The 17,725-nt window shown below is 45.1% G+C and carries 11 protein-coding genes; 7 read left to right on the top strand and 4 right to left on the bottom strand.

Features of this window, described 5'->3' with window-relative positions; translation table 11 throughout:
- The first annotated feature begins 4 nt into the window (after positions 1-4).
- The 3 genes from MZ182_RS17575 to rraB all read left to right on the top strand — a co-directional run bounded on the left by MZ182_RS17575 (position 5) and on the right by rraB (position 2,136).
- A complete protein-coding gene (locus MZ182_RS17575; RefSeq protein WP_011788013.1) occupies positions 5-793 on the top strand; it encodes a metal ABC transporter permease in 789 nt (262 codons plus the stop codon).
- 151 nt (positions 794-944) lie between these two features.
- On the top strand, positions 945-1,688 hold the full coding sequence (locus MZ182_RS17570; protein ID WP_025008625.1) for a 1-acylglycerol-3-phosphate O-acyltransferase: 744 nt from the start codon (positions 945-947) through the stop codon (positions 1,686-1,688).
- Positions 1,689-1,731: 43 nt separating this feature from the next.
- The gene (gene rraB / locus MZ182_RS17565; protein WP_011788015.1) at positions 1,732-2,136 is read left to right on the top strand and encodes a ribonuclease E inhibitor RraB; all 405 of its coding nucleotides are present in this window, start codon (positions 1,732-1,734) and stop codon (positions 2,134-2,136) included.
- A gap of 71 nt (positions 2,137-2,207) precedes the next feature.
- On the opposite strand, the gene MZ182_RS17560 is transcribed toward rraB, so the two are convergent.
- Together MZ182_RS17560 and MZ182_RS17555 are read right to left on the bottom strand one after the other, a co-directional pair.
- Positions 2,208-3,182, bottom strand: coding sequence for a sensor domain-containing diguanylate cyclase (locus MZ182_RS17560; protein ID WP_011919997.1), 975 nt, complete (start codon positions 3,180-3,182; stop codon positions 2,208-2,210).
- An 18-nt stretch (positions 3,183-3,200) separates the two neighbouring features.
- Positions 3,201-4,196, bottom strand: a complete 996-nt coding sequence (locus MZ182_RS17555) for a response regulator (RefSeq protein ID WP_011788017.1) — start codon at positions 4,194-4,196, stop codon at positions 3,201-3,203.
- A gap of 518 nt (positions 4,197-4,714) precedes the next feature.
- On the opposite strand from MZ182_RS17555, the gene MZ182_RS17550 reads away from it, so the two are divergent.
- Entirely contained in the window at positions 4,715-5,521 is an 807-nt protein-coding gene (locus MZ182_RS17550; RefSeq protein ID WP_014611367.1) for a crotonase/enoyl-CoA hydratase family protein, read from the top strand.
- Positions 5,522-5,579: 58 nt separating this feature from the next.
- Here the strand turns inward: MZ182_RS17550 and MZ182_RS17545 are convergent, their stop codons facing one another.
- Both MZ182_RS17545 and rapA read right to left on the bottom strand, forming a co-directional pair.
- Complete coding sequence (locus tag MZ182_RS17545) at positions 5,580-6,464, bottom strand: DUF3530 family protein (RefSeq protein WP_011919995.1); 885 nt, start codon at positions 6,462-6,464, stop codon at positions 5,580-5,582.
- Positions 6,465-6,633: 169 nt separating this feature from the next.
- The gene (gene rapA, locus MZ182_RS17540; RefSeq protein WP_248068464.1) at positions 6,634-9,540 is read right to left on the bottom strand and encodes an RNA polymerase-associated protein RapA; all 2,907 of its coding nucleotides are present in this window, start codon (positions 9,538-9,540) and stop codon (positions 6,634-6,636) included.
- 401 nt (positions 9,541-9,941) lie between these two features.
- Between rapA and MZ182_RS17535 the strand changes: the two genes are divergently transcribed.
- From MZ182_RS17535 to MZ182_RS17525, 3 genes are all read left to right on the top strand, one after another.
- The gene (locus MZ182_RS17535) at positions 9,942-11,336 is read left to right on the top strand and encodes a PhoH family protein (RefSeq protein WP_011788021.1); all 1,395 of its coding nucleotides are present in this window, start codon (positions 9,942-9,944) and stop codon (positions 11,334-11,336) included.
- Positions 11,337-11,547: 211 nt separating this feature from the next.
- Positions 11,548-15,252, top strand: a complete 3,705-nt coding sequence (locus MZ182_RS17530) for a response regulator (protein WP_011788022.1) — start codon at positions 11,548-11,550, stop codon at positions 15,250-15,252.
- Between the two features lie 68 nt (positions 15,253-15,320).
- Positions 15,321-17,723, top strand: coding sequence for a zinc-dependent metalloprotease (locus tag MZ182_RS17525; protein ID WP_248068460.1), 2,403 nt, complete (start codon positions 15,321-15,323; stop codon positions 17,721-17,723).
- Positions 17,724-17,725 lie beyond the last annotated feature (2 nt).

Raw genomic sequence — 17,725 nt, 5'->3', positions numbered from 1 at the left:
GCCTATGTTTGATCTGGAGCTGATGTCGATTTTGCTGCCAGCATTTGCTGCTGGGGTTTTAGTGCTGTCGACTCATGTTGTACTCGGAAGACAAGTCCTAAAGCGTGGCATTATCTTTATTGATTTAGCCATAGCACAAGTGGCGGCTTTGGGAGCCATCGTCGCTCATATGGATCACAGGGTAGAAGATATACCTTTTTCTCATGTGTGGATGCCAGCGGTGTTCGCCCTTGCAGGCGCAGGGTTTATTGCTTGGTTATCTAAGCGTATGGCGGATGAGCTAGAAGCGATGATTGGTTGTTTTTACGTGTTGTCAGCGGTTGCAGCTATGTTGTTGTTGGCAAACGACCCCCATGGGGCTGAGTTACTAAAACAATTGATGTCAGGGCAGATCCTATGGGTCAGTTGGCCACAGTTAATCTTACCTACTGTGGTTTATGCTGTTGTGCTATTAACATTTTTTCTGCGCCCTCAAATCCTTGATGGCGCAGGATTTTATTTGTTATTTGCGCTGGTTATCACCCTCTCAGTTGAGCTTGTTGGTGTATATCTGGTCTTCAGCACCTTAATTTTGCCCGCGCTAGCACTGAATAAATACCGTGGAAAAGGTCAATTATTCTATGCCTACCTTGTGGGGTTAATTGGCTATTTACTCGGACTCGTGCTTTCTGCAGCTTTCGATTTACCCAGCGGTGCAGCGATTGTTGCTACATTGGCCGTGAGTGCGCTGGTATTTCGTTGGTGGTTAGCTAAATTAGGGACTTTTTCTGCTCAAATCGCCTCTAAACATTAGATGTTGAAATTAAAGCCCATCAACACACTGTATTTACAATGAGTTGATGGGCTTTTTTTTGTTAGCGAATCGGCTTACAGATGTAAACAATATATTGAGTCCATAGGCCATGCTGGCTATACTGTCGCCAATTTTATCGTTGGAGTATGCTGTGCTGTTAATCGTCAGATCTATGCTGTTGGCGGTGTCTTTGTTGCTTGCCTTTATTTTTGGTGGATTGGTGTGTTTACTCAGACCTCGCCACCGTGACAATGTACATATGTTCGCCAAGATCTTCTCTTCTGTTGCACCGATCCTAGGGATAAAAGTGATCGTTCGTCGGCATAAAGAGGTGCAGGATGGCCCCTATATTTTCTTAGCAAATCATCAGAATAACTTCGATCTTTTTACTCACACTAAGGCCGTTCCTAAGGGCACGGTTAGCTTAGGTAAGAAAAGTTTGGTTTGGATGCCACTATTTGGCCAAATTTATTGGTTGTCGGGCAATATTCTCATCGATCGGAAAAATCGACACAGTGCCTTTGATACGATGGCGAAGACAGTTGAGAAAATTAAGCAAAAAAGTTTATCTGTATGGATTTTTCCTGAAGGCACCCGTTCTCGAGGACGTGGTTTATTACCCTTCAAGGCGGGGGCTTTTCATACAGCGATTGCAGCAGGTGTCCCAATTGTGCCCGTGTTAGCTTCCTGTCAGAGCCATATTAATTTAAATCGTTGGGATAATGGGGTTGTTATTATCGAAATGATGGCGCCAATACCCACTGCGGATATAGACAAAGCGGATGTTAAAGCTTTTTCTGCACAAATTTATGACAGTATGTCGGCAAAATTTAATGAGATAAACCGAGAAGCGGCAACATTAATGGGTAAAACTCCTATGGATGATGGCGTATAATAGCCTCAATTTGAGCCAGATTTATCTTAACGGAGACACGTTTATGTCTATTGAAAGTCAGTTAAAAGCGCAACTTGCCGAGAATCGCGACATAGTGCAAGCCCTACTCGATGATGGCTCTGAGCCTGATGCGGAGTATGTGATTGAGCATCATTTTTCATCAACCAACTTTGATCGCCTCGAAAAAGCAGCAGTAGATGCCTTTAAACTGGGCTTTGAAGTCAACGATGCCGAAGAAATGGAGTTAGAAGATGGTTCTGTGATCTTCTGTTTCGATGCAGTGGCTCACCATAAGTTAGATGTAGCATTAATCGATAAAGCGACTGAGCAATTGCTACAGTTAGCCGCTAAACAGAAAGTGGACTACGATGGTTGGGGCACTTATTTTGTTGGCGATGATATGGATGACGAGGATGAAGACGAAGAAGATGACGGATTTCCGCATTAATTTAGATTAAGTGTTAAGCATCCATAAAGATAATAAAAAGCCCATTGAGATGGGCTTTATTGTCTTTAAAATCATGTGATTATTGTTTTTTCAGTATGTAGTACACTACAGTTACGACCTTTTTGCTTTGCTTCGTATAGTGCTTTATCAGAGCAGGAAATCCAACTTGAGCTACTACTAATATGCTTGCCTATCTCGCACACCCCTAAGCTGACAGTCACTTTTATTTTTAGGCTCTCATACACTATGGTCGACTCAGCAATTTTTTCCCGTAGACGTTCAGTAAAATGTAAGGCATCTTCACCGCTGGTTTTTGGCATAACAACTGCGAACTCTTCCCCTCCATAACGTCCTGCGCAATCGGTTTCCCGTAAAGATTGGCTGAGAATATGGGCTATATGTTGGATCACTTTATCCCCAGCGACATGACCATAGGTATCGTTAATGTATTTAAAGTTATCTATGTCTATCATCACTAGGCTCGCGATATCGTTATAGCGAGCATATAAGTCAAATTCATGCTCTAGGCATAGTTGCCAGTGCCGACGGTTATGCAGTTGGGTGAGTCCATCGGTTTGGCTTAGGCGTTCGAGTTGTTCGTTTGCCGCTTTTAACTGTAACTTGTTGACGGCAATATCAGTGACATCATACACAATCACGCTGATGTGGGTGATTTTGCCCGTTAAGGAGGCCAGCGGGAGGAGTGTCACGTTTTGGTACATAAAGTCAGCGCGACCAGTAATAGGACGGTAATTTTTAAACTGGAACACGTATGGGCGCTGCTCCCAACTGATGAATGCTCGGTTTTTGAGCATAAAAACCGATTCCATTTTTTGCTTTAACCAAGTTGCGGGTAGATCGGGGAAACGCGTAAATACGTTTTGGCCTTTGATTGAATTTGGAGAAACACCGCTGTGATTCTCCATAAAGCCATTCCATAGTTGGATATTGTAATGCCGATCTAACACCACCAAGCCTACTTCAATGGTTTGTACCATATCAATGAGCCAGTGTAGTTCGTTCATTGCGCTTTGGTCGTTTGACATAAAGTTAAATCCAACTGGTTAATCGAGTAAATAGCCAAGTTTATAGCTGAGTGTCGGGATCGAGTCTTCAGTAAATAGCAATAATAAATCACACTGAATATCATGGTTTTCAATACGATAGTTTATTTCCATTGCGAGTGTTCTCTGCCATTTTTCTGAATTATCGTGGATAAGATCATTGACTGTGCAGTGGCGTCCAAGCACAACTGGATGCCCTTGGCTAAATTTCATATCGAGTTGCTCGGAAATCCCGTTCAGGAATGCACCAATTAGCACGTTACCAGTATCGATAAGTACTTCAATTTCGGTGTTTTTATCTTCAGGATCGGCGAGTCTCATTAGTTTTGCCATATCCTGAAAACTGGAATCATGGAATAGCAGTAGAGCCTCACCCGCAATGCCTGCGCCAATAAACCCTTGGCAAAGAGCTGAAACAGTTGAACTTTCCTCTGTTGCTTTTAGAGCCATGGTGAGTTCACTCACCTCAAGTACGTTCACATTTGGAATAGGCAGCAATACAAATACATCGAGTAACTTGGCAAGCAGATCGGCAGCGCGCCCCATGGCAACGTTAGCTATTTCTTGGCAAGCATCGCGCATATCCACCTTAATCATCGGAGTTTCATCTTCGAGCGCTTTTTGCGTCAGAGTCAGAATGCCGTATTCCTGCAAGATATTACTAATGGCATCGGCACTAACGGGCTTTTGAATAAAATCCAATGCACCTAGTGCTTTTACCCGTTCATGGGCTTTGATTTGAATATCGCCTGAAACCACAATAATAAGAGCGGGAAGGTCGTTTTGTTGTACCGTTTGCAGTACTTCATAGCCATCCATCACAGGCATATTGAGGTCGAGAAAGACGACCTCTCCTTTACCTGCGCGTATGGCGTCTAGCCCTTCGGCCCCGTTGGTGGCGTAAGTAATCTCCACATCCCACTCTTTTGGTAGGGTGCGAGCCATTTGTTTGCGCGCCATAGCGGAATCGTCACAGATGAGTACAGATATTGTCATGCTGACTGGTGATCCTTATTTGCCCATTTATTGAAGATAACACTTATTTTCAGGTCCGACGGATGAATTGCGGTCTTCGGGCAAATCTGATTTATATCTTCTATTTATAACTTGCAGATTTTATTAGTTAATATGGCTAATTAATGGGGATAAATTCCTCAATGAATTTTATATGTAACTGAATAAACTCTTGTTCTTAGCTGTAAAAAGCGTTGCAGTATTCATATCATTTTTGACCGCTGATATGCTTTGTGCTGGTATTTATTAACCTAGATTTTGCCATCAGAGTGTGTGATTACCACCAATCTATGCCCTAATTGGGGTATAAATTGCGTAAGTTGCTGATAGTTGTAGTTATCAGGTTTAGTTGTTACAGCCTAACATAAACACTACCCAAAATTTATTAAGGCTGACAATATTTTGACTAAGGTCAAAATTAAGGTTTATGTTATATCTTTTAGTGGATTAGACCAAATGTGTTAACATTTGTTCTGGACTGACCAGTAACGGAATATTTGATGAGTACCCAATGTGTAAAAGTCACTATCAGCGATGGCATTGCCTATGTGCAGCTTAATCGTCCTGAAAAAATGAACGCGATTAACTATTTAATGTTTAGCGAATTAGATAGAACAATTAAAAAAATTCAGAAAAATCGAGCCATTCGAGTGGTTATTCTTTCAGGCGCTGGTGGAAACTTTAGTTCAGGGCTTGATGTTAAAAGTGTTATGTCAGCACCGATGCAAGCGGTGAAATTACTTTTTAAATGGTTACCTGGGAACGCTAATCTTGCTCAGCGCGTTTCCCTTGGCTGGCAGCGCTTACCCGTCCCTGTTATTGCCGTGCTTGATGGATGTTGTTTTGGTGGTGGAATGCAGATTGCGCTCGGCGCAGATATACGTATTGCCACCAATGACTGTCAATTATCGATTATGGAGGCTAAGTGGGGGTTAGTACCCGATATGGCGGGATTGGTTTCACTTAGGCAAATTATGCCTAAAGATCAAGCGATGTTATTAAGTTTGACTGCTAAGGTTCTTTCAGGGGAACAAGCCTTCGCTCTTGGACTAGTCACTCAGTTATCTGAGCAGCCAATGGCTGCTGCAGAGCAATTAGCCAGAGAGCTAATCAAGACATCACCCGATGCTACCGCGGCGATTAAGCTCAGCATTAATAGGAGTTGGACGGCCTCAGTACGTAGCCTCTTAAGCCGTGAGTCATTGAGCCAAATTCGACTTTTGTTAGGTAAGAATCGTAGCATTGCGGCATTGCGTCAGCTTAAAGATCCTGAAAAACCTTATCAGGATCGCCAGTCTGGTTGGTAATACTGGGAATGTTGAACGCACTTAGGAATAGATGAGATATTTCGTAAAAACCTATCTATCAGTGTGCGCCGCTCATTCTGGCGGCGAAGCCCTTGATCGTGTTCAAACAATTTTGCCAAGCACTTTCATTATCTAAGTTGAGTACCAGCGTAGTTTGGCGGTAGTTTGGTGTGCCTAATGTCACAGCCAGTATTTTGCGTTGTTCGGCAGTCTCTAGTGAGGCAGGGTGGCCATCGGGCGATTGAATATCTAGGATTGGCATCGTGAGTTTAGCCAGTTTTTCTGCAATGGCTTGATTGCGTGTCTCATCTTCATTGTAGGGATTAATGACAATCAATACGTCGGGATCGGCAATCTTCTTTTGGCTTAGTAGGCTTATCAATATTCCCGCACTTTGTTCCGCAGTAATAAGGACTCGCTTACCCGGATAGTCTGTGCCTATGCCATCGAGCTGTGACATGGTTTTAATTAAAAATTCTTCTTGTTCTTGTAGGTGTTTATTGCTGTCTTCAGGTTTAATTTTCTGACTGGGCTTATTGGATGGTGTTGCTAATTGTGCTGCCCCAGCGGTGGTGACTTCCGCTGCCGCGGTGGCAAAATTGGGGGCTGGCAATTCTTTGGGCGGCGTTAAACTTAAGCTTGCCCAACCCGCAGGATTAATATTACGGCGCAAAAATGCCATTAGGCCGGGGGAATCAGCCGTACCATTGGTAGCGGGTAAAATAATGGTTGCGCCGAGTTTCTTTTTTCCTTCCCATGGGCGAACTAATAATTCATAGGGTTTGTTATCTATGGTGATTTGTTTTACTTCATTAGCGGGTAGATAGTTCCTCGTGGGGTTAGCTCTAGGAGTTTCAGTGGACGTATTAGGCTCTGCACTTAGGCAAGGTAACGTCATCAGGCTTAAGGACAAAACCCAAAAAGCTAAAAAGATGTGTGCCATAGGATGGATAACCCACTGTGTAGTATTACAAATTACTTCGCTTGAGTATAACCTGAACACTTATCAGTGGGCGATGTTTTAGATAATAGTGTCATCCTTAAAATAAAAACGCCCAGAGTATAATTACGCTGGGCGTTATTTTAAGTACTAAGTCTATCTGGCTGTGTGTTTACACATGGCTGACCAATACCATACGAATGGCATCAAGCTGTAGCTGACTGGCGTCAAGATAGGTGTTTAGCTCTTGCATTTGGTTACGTAGGTATTCCAACTCTTCTTCACGAATATTGGGGTTGACGGCTTTGAGAGACTCTAAGCGGTCTAATTCTCCCGTGAGTTGTGTTGTCATTTTCTCACGCGCTTGTATAACTAACTCATCTACAGCGGCCTGTGCGTATTCTTCACCTTTGGCAAACAGTGGATGCAAGATTGGTTGTGATGCAGTCACTAACTTTCCGCCGATATGCCGATTTACCGCACTCAGCTGCTTATCAAAGCTGGCGTAATCCACTTTGGCCGACAGATCATTCCCATTTTTATCCAGCAAGATGCGGATAGGTGTGGGTGGTAAGTAACGGTATAACTGGCTCGACTTAGGCGCAGAAGCATCGGCCATGTAGATGAGTTCTAAGAATAATGTGCCAGCAGGCAGGGCTTTATTCTTTAATACTGCGACACTGGTAGTACCCGTTTCTGAGCCTGTGATCAAATCTAAGCCCGTTTGCACTAATGGATGTTCTTGGGTGATCAGCGCAATATCATCACGCGAAAGTGCTGTGTCGCGGTCAAAGGTCACAGTTACGCCATCTTCTGGTAAGCCAGGGTATGTTGGGAACATCATATGTTCACTCGGGCGCAGGATAATGGAATTCTCACCCTTATCCTCTTGATCGACACCGATAATGTCCCATAGACGGATCACTGAGCCAATGAGTTGAGTGTTCTCATCGTTTTGGGCAAGACGCTCAACAATGGTCTTTGCCCTATCGCCACCGTGGGAGTTGATTTCCAGCAGCTTATCGCGGCCCTGTTCCATGGCGTGCTTGAGTTCTTTATAGCGGGTCTGAGTATGGTTGAGCAGATTCGTGAGTTCATCCGCGTCATCACCCACAAGTACATTGAGCAAATCTTCAGCAAATTCAGCGTAAAGCACATGGCCGCTTGGGCAAGTGAGTTCAAAGGCATTGAGCCCTTGATGATACCACTGCATTAGGCGTTCTTGGGCGGTATCTTCAAGGTAGGGCAAGTGAATTTGGATATCATTTTTTTGACCGATACGATCTAAACGCCCGATACGTTGTTCTAGCAAGTCAGGGTTGAGCGGTAAATCGAACAGTACTAAGTGGCTGGCAAACTGGAAATTACGACCTTCTGAGCCAATTTCAGAACAGATCAGTGCCTGTGCGCCACCTTCCTCTTGGGCAAAGTAAGCGCCCGCTTTATCGCGCTCGATAATCGACATGCCTTCGTGGAATACGGTTGCTTGAATACCTTCTCTGGTTCTCAGGGCTTCTTCAAGGCTGAGTGCAGTTTCCGCTTGGCTGGCGATGATAAGCACTTTCTTACTGCGGTGGGATTTTAAAAACGCGATCAACCAATCCACACGGGGATCGAATTTCCACCAACTGGCGCTGTTATCTTCAAATTCTTGATACAGTTTTTCAGGGCTTAAGGCTTGCGCAGCTTTGGCCTCTAAGGTTTTATGCCCGCCCATCATACTACTCACGCGCGCAGCCGTGAGGTATTGCTCTGGCATGGTTTGAGGATGCGGATTAAAAAAGCGCTTTGGAAAGCCTTTTACCGAGGCGCGGCTGTTACGGTAGAGCACGCGACCCGTGCCGTGACGGTCGAGCAGTTCTTGCAGTAATTCGCTGCGGGCGGCCTGTTGTAGTTCGCTATCTATGCCGTCGGCTTGGATTAAGCGAATGCTCGGCGCTATGTCTTTTTCGCTGAGTAATTCGGTAAGGCTATTAATCGCGACATCGGGTAATTTTGTGTTGCCCGCGAGGGCTTCTGCGGCAATGGCGACATCTTTATAGCTGTCTTCTTCGGCGAGGAAAGCATCGTAATCGTAGAAACGATCCGGATCGAGCAGACGCAAACGAGCAAAGTGGCTTTCGTGGCCGAGTTGATCTGGCGTTGCCGTTAATAGTAATACGCCGGGCACGACTTCACTTAAAGCTTCAACCACTTGGTAGGCACGGCTTGGTGCTTCTTCGGTCCACTCTAAATGATGCGCCTCATCGACGACTAATAAATCCCAATCGGCATCTAAGGCTTGATCGAGGCGTTTCTTTTTACGCAGTAATTCGAGTGAACAAATCACTAACTGTTCTGTATAGAAAGGGTTGTCATGGTCGGCGTAGGCTTCCACACAACGGTCTTCATCAAACACTGAAAAACGCAGGTTAAAACGGCGTAGCATTTCGACTAACCACTGGTGACGCAGAGTATCAGGGACGATAACGAGTACTCGCTCGGCGCGACCGGTCAACAGTTGTTGATGAATAATCAGGCCTGCCTCAATGGTTTTGCCTAAACCCACTTCGTCGGCGAGTAATACCCGCGGTGCATAACGGCGGCCGACTTCATGGGCAATCCACATTTGGTGTGGGATCAGGCCAACTCGCGGACCTTGCAGACCGAGTAAATCAGAGGTTGCCAGTTTATGGCGTAGCATTTGGCACTGATAACGCACACCAAAACGGTCGAGGCGGTCAATTTGGCCAGCAAACAAACGGTCTTGGGGTTTATTAAAGCGAATATTGTGATTTAACAAGGTTTCGCGCAGAGTAACTTGCTCGCCCGTTTCACTATGAATACCGTGATAAATCACTAAGCCGTCTTTTTCAGTAAGCTCTTCAATGGTTAAGCTCCAACCTTCGTGGCTTTCAACCGTATCGCCGGGATTATAGGTGACGCGTGTCAGAGGGGCTTCTGCTCGGGAGAACATGCGATTCTCACCCGTTGCAGGGAATAACACAGTGACCATACGGCCTTCTACTTGAACCACAGTTCCTAAACCAAGCTCTGACTCGGTATCACTTATCCAACGTTGACCTAAGGCGAACGGCATCTTAAATTCTCATTTCTGGGCGGACTTTAACAAAGGGCGCGTATGTTATACCAATACTGGCAATATTTGAATCGCCCTCTCACCCGTTAGAGCCTAATTCCCCAAACGCTAGATTACAAATTGAACAAGTCAGAAAATTGTCGTAGTCGGCCATCGATTTGTCATGCTACTGTCATATCGAGGGACCTACACTGCCCTCGAGTCACAGACTTAAACAATGGCAAACTTAATTGAGCTTTGGTGAGTTTGGTGCCAGTATTAATTCAAGCCTTTAGCTTTATTGAGCTAGATGTTTGAACCTAAAGATCATTCTAACCTTATCTCAGCTAATGACAGGAGCCATGCAATCTAACGTGAGACAGGATGTAGCGTAGACATCAATCAAGCACTCTGGAGGCGCCATGGAACAAGACGACAGAAAGTTGTTTGTACTGGATACCAATGTGTTACTGCATGAACCTTTGGCGATCTATTCGTTTAAAGAGCACGACGTGGTCATTCCGATGACAGTGCTAGAAGAGCTAGACCAGATAAAAGATCGAAAGAGTGATGTGAGTCGGGATGCTAGGGTGGCCATCAGGGCGTTGGAGGATACCCTAGGAGGTGATACCACACCTGAGCAGATTATTAATGGTGTACCACTGCCGAGTCGAGAGGGTCATGCCGATGCGATAGGAGCGCTCTCTATTTTCCCTGATCACCTTGTTGATTTTACCTTAGGCAGCTTGCCGGGGGATGGAAATGACAACCGCATTATCAACACTGCACTTCACCTACAAAACCTCCACCATCCACGTACCGTCGTATTAGTCACTAAAGACATTAATATGCGCCTTAAAGCCAAAGGTGCTGGCATTCAATTGGTGGAAGATTATCGTACCGACCAGTTGATTGATGATATTCGCTTCCTCAGTAAAGGTTTTTACCAATTTGAAGGCAATTTTTGGGAACATTTAAATAAAGTTTCTACCGAGCGCCATGGCAGACATATTATCCATGAAGTGCCACTTAAGGATCTGGAAAACGATCAATTTTATATTAACCAATACCTTATCGATACAGAGTCGGATTTTTGTGGCCGAGTCACGGGGCGCACCGACACGCACCTACATATTTTAGATTTAGGCCGTGAGCGGATGAAAAACCTTGAGGCTTGGGGGGTTAAACCGAAAAATGTCTATCAAGGCATGGCATTGCAAGCACTACTCGATCCCGATATCGAACTCGTGATTTTAACGGGGCCCGCAGGTTGTGGTAAAACCTTGCTTGCTATGGCTGCAGCCCTTGAGCTTGTGGTTGAGCGTAACCGCTACGACAAGGTGATAGTCACCCGTAACACGCCTGAAATAGCGGAGTCTATTGGTTTTTTACCCGGCACAGAAGAAGAGAAAATGATGCCGTGGCTCGCCGCCATCACAGATACCTTAGAAGTGCTGCACAAGAATGATGTGAATCCCACGGGCAGCCTCAATTACATTATGGAAAAGGCCAATATTCAGTTTAAGTCGATTAACTTTATGCGTGGCCGCTCGATTCAAAACTCAATTGTATTATTGGATGAGTGCCAAAATCTCACCGCTTCGCAGATTAAAACTATGATTACCCGTATGGGTGAAGGTACAAAGCTGATTTGTTGCGGTAACTTAGCGCAAATCGATTCTAATTATTTAACTGCCGTTACCTCAGGGCTGACCTACATTGTTGAGCGCTTTAAAGACTTTGAAGGTAGTGCTAACTTGTACCTCAATGGGGTTGTACGTTCACGTTTGGCTGAATATGCCGAAGAACACCTTTAACTGAACCCTTGAATATGACCAAAAGGCCTCGTCTTTGAGGCCTTTGTTTTTCTGCACCCATTTACACTTTTTTAATCGATGAATCATGGGCATGGATAGCATTAGTTCGGCAATTATTTAATGTGATTGGTGGTTTCTTCCTGCTACTATATTAGCCCTATAGCTTTTGTCACAGAGAGCTAAAATAAAGCGCTGCAATCAAGGGTAGTGGATGAAATCGAGTGAGCCGGATCTTCAACTAAAATCGCCGATCCAAAAGAATTACAACCGTGCCGTTTTTTATACGTACATAGGCGTTATCGTCATGTCGTTATTAACTGCGTGGGTGTTTTTTGACCGCCAGAAAACCCAGCAGATGGAACAGCGTGAAGAGCAAGTTGAACGACATGTGTTGCAAATTGATCTGTTGCTTGAGTCGAGTATTCGTGCCGTAAAAAGTCTGCGTGATGTTGCAGTCGATCATTTACGCTTAGGTGAGCTAGTTCGGAAAGACCGTTTACCTGAGTACGGTAAATTTAACGAAAGTGGTCAATATTTTACCCTTGAGCCCAGTTATGCCAAGGGAGGCAAGCCTTTCACTAATATGGGAAGGATTACTGGTGCTGGATCGCTTGATGGTCGTAGTGACAAGTTTTATCAAGAACTTGAGATGCTATTTGAATTATCTTTGTCTTTTCCCGTCGCGAAAGAAGCCGCCCCTAAAGCGTCAGCTATTTATTATTTATCCAGACAAAGAATCATGTCCTATTTTCCTTGGACCAATGATGATTTGCGATTTAGGGATGAACTCCTCAATAAGAAACAGTTCCAGTATGCGACTCCAGCGATGAACCCGCAGCGCAGTGTGTTTTGGAGTGAGGCCTACATTGATTCAACGGGTAAAGGTTTGCTCACTACTTTGGGCGTTCCAATTTATCTAGATGATGAGTTTATTGGTTCTATTAACTTAGATATGACCCTTGCTTCACTTGCGCGGCAAATCCGCGTTTATTTTAGAATGCCCGGCACTGTGATTTTGCTCGATCAACAGAACAATATTTTATCCCACAGTGATTTTGACAGTTCCGATATTAATCGGGTGTATCACATCAGTCAGCGCATTCCATCTGAATTACATTCTTTACCTGAGTCTGAACTGTTCGATGCCCATGAAGGCATGATCCGTAATGGCTACTATATCCACTCAGTCGCCTTACATAACGCGCCTTGGCGTTTGTTGTACTTACAAGATGAAGACGACCTATTCCAAGATTCGTGGGAAAAATTGCAACTGACGTTTATTTTAGTGGTGATTGCGCTCTCAGTGCTGGTGACTATCGTGCATTGGCAAACGCGTCGTTCTTTTGTTAGTCCTGCATCACGTCTTTTGTCGCACCTTGAGGGATGTTCTCAAGAACCGCGCAAACCGCCTGAGAAAATTACTCAGGGTTGGGAGCCTTGGTTTTTGTTGGTGAGTCGGATTTTTGAAGAAAATAAACAATATACTCATCATCTTGCTGAGCAGAATAAGCGTCTCGATAAACTTGTGGCGCGGCGTACAGAGCGCTTGAAAGACACCACTGAGCGTCGTGAACGTGAGTATGCACTGCTGCGTTCGCTCCTTGATTCGATTCCTGAGGCTATTGTCTTCAAAGATAAAGAAGGCAACTACCTAGGTTGTAACAAGGCTGCAGAGCGCATGCTGGGTTACACCGAGAGTGAGATGATTGGCCTATCATCAGAGGATCTTACCTCACCGGAAATGGGGATCCGTATTCGCGCCGAAGATCAACAAGTACTTAAAGATCGTACACCGCTGCGTTATCAAGAAAAGGTCGAGTTGGCGGGTAAACCCGTGTTACTCGATACTCTCAAATTGCCATTTTATAACCGCCGCGGTGAGTTGCTCGGATTAATCGCAGTATGGCGTGATGTGACGCGAGAATATGAATCTGCTGAACAATTACGCTTATCTGAGGAGCGTTACCACTTAGCTATGGATGCGGTAGAGGATGGATTGTGGGACTGGTATTTAGATTCTGAGCAAATCATCTGTAACCCCGCGTATTATTCTATGCTGGGGTATAAAACAAATGAGTTCCCAGCGTTGGTATCGGCAATTGATCATTTAACTCACCCTGATGATCGTATTCGGGTGGAGGAATATCGTAACCAGTATTTACAAGATCCGGTTGATGCCTATGAAATTGAGTTTCGACTGTTAGGCAAGAATGGTACCTATCATTGGGTGCTTTGTCGTGGTCGGGTGGTGGAATTTACCGCCGATGGTCAACCTAAGCGGATGCTGGGGACACATAAAGATATTACCAGACAAAAGAGTAATGAAGTTGCCCTGTTAGAAGCTAAACAAGATGCGGAACTGGCAAACCTCTACAAGAGTGAGTTCTTGGCGAATATGAGCCATGAGATCCGCACGCCAATGAACGCTATTATCGGTATGTTGCAGTTAGCGCAGCGCACTTCATTAACGCCGCAGCAAAAAGATTATCTCGAAAAGGCCGGTTTCTCTGCCCAATCATTATTACGAATTATTAATGATATTCTTGATTTTTCTAAAATTGAGGCGGGTAAGCTTGAGCTTGAGCGGGTGCCATTTCCACTGGATAAAGTGCTTGACCATGCGCTTGATCTTAATGCACTCAAGGCTCAGGAGCAGGGGGTTGAACTCTTACTCTATGCTCCCGTCACCGCAGGGCTTATTCTTAAGGGCGATCCGCTGCGTCTAGGCCAAGTGCTGATAAATCTATTATCGAATGCGGTCAAATTTACCCAATCGGGTGAAATTGAACTGGGTTGTGAGGATGTCGGCGAGCGAGATCATCGCATTACCCTTAAATTCTGGGTGCGAGATACCGGTATTGGTATTAGCAAAGACCAGCAGGAAAAACTCTTCGATGCCTTTGCCCAAGCCGATGGTTCCACGACGCGTAAATATGGGGGCACAGGTTTAGGTTTATCGATCAGTAAGCATCTCGTGTCTATGATGGGCGGTAAGATGCAAGTACAAAGTGAGCTTGGCGTCGGCAGTACCTTCAGTTTTACCATCAGTTTTGAAATTGCCGAAGAAGCTAAGGTTGAGCCGCTAGTCGTACCTGAAAAACTCAATAATTTACGTACGTTAGTAGTTGATGATAATCCAACTGCACTGCAAATCTATTCTGCTGTGATGCGGGATTTCCACTTTGAAGTGGATACCGCCGCCAGTGGCGCCGAAGCCCTGTATAAACTGTCACGGGATCCTATCGATTTATTATTGCTCGACTGGATGATGCCCGAAATGGATGGCAGTGATGTGATCAGTGCTATCGATACTATGGTCGCTGAAGGCAGGCTGGATAAGCGCCCTGTAATTATTATGATGACGGCTTACTCTGCAGAGCCTTTGCAGTATGAGGTGGAAAGTGCCAACGTATTTGCTGTGCTGCAAAAACCCTTTAAAGCATCGAGTTTGTTTGATGAGATCATCGCCGCTTTTGCCGATGAGCCGAGGTTAAATGTAGTTCAGTCCATGGAAGAAACTGACGTTGGCGAGCATACAGGTTTAGTGTTGCTGGTAGAGGATAACTTTATCAACCAACAAGTGGCGACTGAATTACTTAAGAGCGCAGGCTATGAAGTGGTGCTAGCCGATAATGGTCAAGTCGCGTTGGATATTATCGATTCCCGTCCCTTTGATGCGGTGTTGATGGATATTCAAATGCCAGTGATGGATGGATTAACGGCTGCAAGGGCGTTGCGTGAGCGTTATAGTCCAGAAGAACTACCTATTATTGCGATGACCGCCCATGCAATGTCAGGTGATAGGGAAAAAAGTTTGGCAGCGGGAATGAACGCCCATATTACTAAACCCATAGTGCTCAATGAGCTATTTGAGACGTTAAATCACTGGATCCAGCACAAGAACCAGCATAGTTGATTTTTGCTTGGGGCCAGTGATGGCCTCGCAAGGCATACGCCCTGCAGCCAGCACTATTAGGAGGAAGCATGAAACCCTATAACTTAGCCTTAGCCTTAATTCTTTTAGGCTTACCTGTTATGAGTGTCGCGGCTCGTGAACCTAGCACTAAGATCATTAAACAGAGCCAAGAGGCTAAAGGGTTTCTTAACCTTTACTACGAAACGTCTCAGGGACAGTTATACCTTGAAGTCGATCGTCTCAATCAGCCCTTCTTATTAGTCACTAGCCTCCCTGAGGGCGTTGGTTCAAATGATATAGGCTTAGATCGCGGTCAGCTTGGTCAAAGCCGTATGGTGCAGTTTGAGCGGCAAGGCCCCTACATAATACTTAAGCAACTCAATACCCAATATCGTGCTAATACCCTCGATATAGCAGAGCAGAGGGCGGTTAAAGAAGCCTTTGCGGACTCAGTTTTATGGCAAGGGAAGGTCATTGAGGGTAAACCTGATTTTGTGGCGATAAATAATCTCGTTCTCAATGATTTACATGGCGTATCGTCGGTATTACAACAAACATCACAGGGAGATTATCAGCTCGATTTGAGTCGCTCAGTTATCTTACCTGCTGGAGTCAAATCCTTTGAAAGAAATGCCGATGTTGATGTCCAACTTACGTTTCATAATGCTGTTGCAGGGAAAGACGTTGCCAAGGTCACTCCCGACGGCACTCTGATGTCAGTTAGGATGCGTTACTCTTTCGTTGAACTCCCCGATGAGGGTTATCAACCAAGGGCTTATCACCCGATGAGTGGTTATTTATCCGATGAATATCAGGATTATGCGACCGATTTTGATCAACCTCTCGTACAGCGATTTATGTTAAGGCACCGTTTGCAGAAACTGACGCCAGGCCCTTTACCAAGCAAAGTGGTTAAGCCGATAGTGTATTATCTTGATCCCGGTGTACCTGAGCCTATTCGTTCTGCCTTACTTGATGGTGCCAGATGGTGGGAGAGTGCATTTACCCGAGCGGGTTTTATTGATGGCTTTCAAGTGAAGTTACTGCCAAAGGATGCCGATCCACAGGATATTCGTTACAACATGATCCAATGGGTGCACAGAGCAACTCGGGGCTGGTCCTATGGCGCGGCGTTAACCGATCCGCGCACGGGTGAAATTATTAAAGGTCAAGTTACGCTGGGTAGCTTGCGCGTTCGTCAGGATTATCTCATTGCTAAAGGGTTAACCGCAGCTTGGCGGGATAGGGTCGCGGCAGAACAAGCTGCCACAGAGTTATCTTTAGCGCGTCTTCGACAATTGGCGGCCCATGAAGTGGGTCACACCTTAGGGCTAGATCATAACTTTGCAGCTTCGACCAATCAGGATGCCTCCGTGATGGATTACCCTCATCCTAAGATCCAACTAAAGGGCAATGATATTGATATCTCAGCCCCTTATACTACTGGGATTGGCCCTTGGGATTATTTTGCAATTACCTATGGTTACAGTGATGAAGGGGATGCTATTGCGCAAAAAAATCTCCAAACCCAATTATTGGCTGAGGTAGCGAAAAAGGGCCTACGTTACATTGGTGAGAGCGATTCACGCCAAAAGGATGCTAGCCAAGCCTATGCAAGCCTGTGGGATAGTGGGGAAGATCCTATTGCTCAACTGGTGATGCTCGATAAAATTCGTACAAAAGCCATTGAAGGTTTTTCCAGTGCAGCGCTACATCCTAGTGAACCGCTAGGGGAATTAGCCGATGCCTTTGCGCCTATTTATTTGCTAACGCGTTACCAAATTGATGCAGTTGCTAAGTTTATTGGTGGCACTGACTACAATTATCAGTCCATTGGTGAAGGCAGTCGCTGGAGTTATATCGCTCCACAGTTACAGCTAACGGCATTAGATACATTATTAAAAACCTTAGATGCAACTAGTTTAACTGTACCTCCGCTTTTGCTCGATAGCTTAGTACCTAAGGCGGGGAATTATCGCACTACTCGCGAATCCTTTGATTCGGGTCTCGGTGCAATAAGTGATCCTTTAGCTATGGCAGAGGGATTTAGTCGCCATACGGTTAGTTTGTTATTGATGCCGAAGCGTTTAAACCGTGTGAGCCAAGCATCGATGGCGGATAATGAACAGCTTTCAGTAGCCAGTTTATTGGATAAACTATTTGCGGCCACGCTGTACCAAGAAAATCAGCTTGGGCTTATCGAAGGTGTATGGATGCGGGTTAATGCCGTCGTGATTGATGAAGTACTGGCAACGCTGCACGATCCGCACACTTCCCCTGAGGTAAAAGCGGTAATGAACGATCGCGCTCAGTTTGCGATTAAACAATTAAAAGCTAAGGCAAATCGAGCGAATATGAATCGTGCAGCCCATTATAATTGGCTGCAGCAGGGATTCAATCAGGGGCTAACCGATGCTAAGGCCAAACTTATTGTTAAGCCGTTAATATTACCGCCAGGCGCACCGATTTAACT

It is taken from the genome of Shewanella sp. JNE2, from assembly GCF_023159115.1.
Taxonomy (GTDB): domain Bacteria; phylum Pseudomonadota; class Gammaproteobacteria; order Enterobacterales; family Shewanellaceae; genus Shewanella; species Shewanella putrefaciens.
Note: the sequence above shows the minus strand (reverse complement) of the source record. Positions and strands in the feature narration are given on the sequence as shown.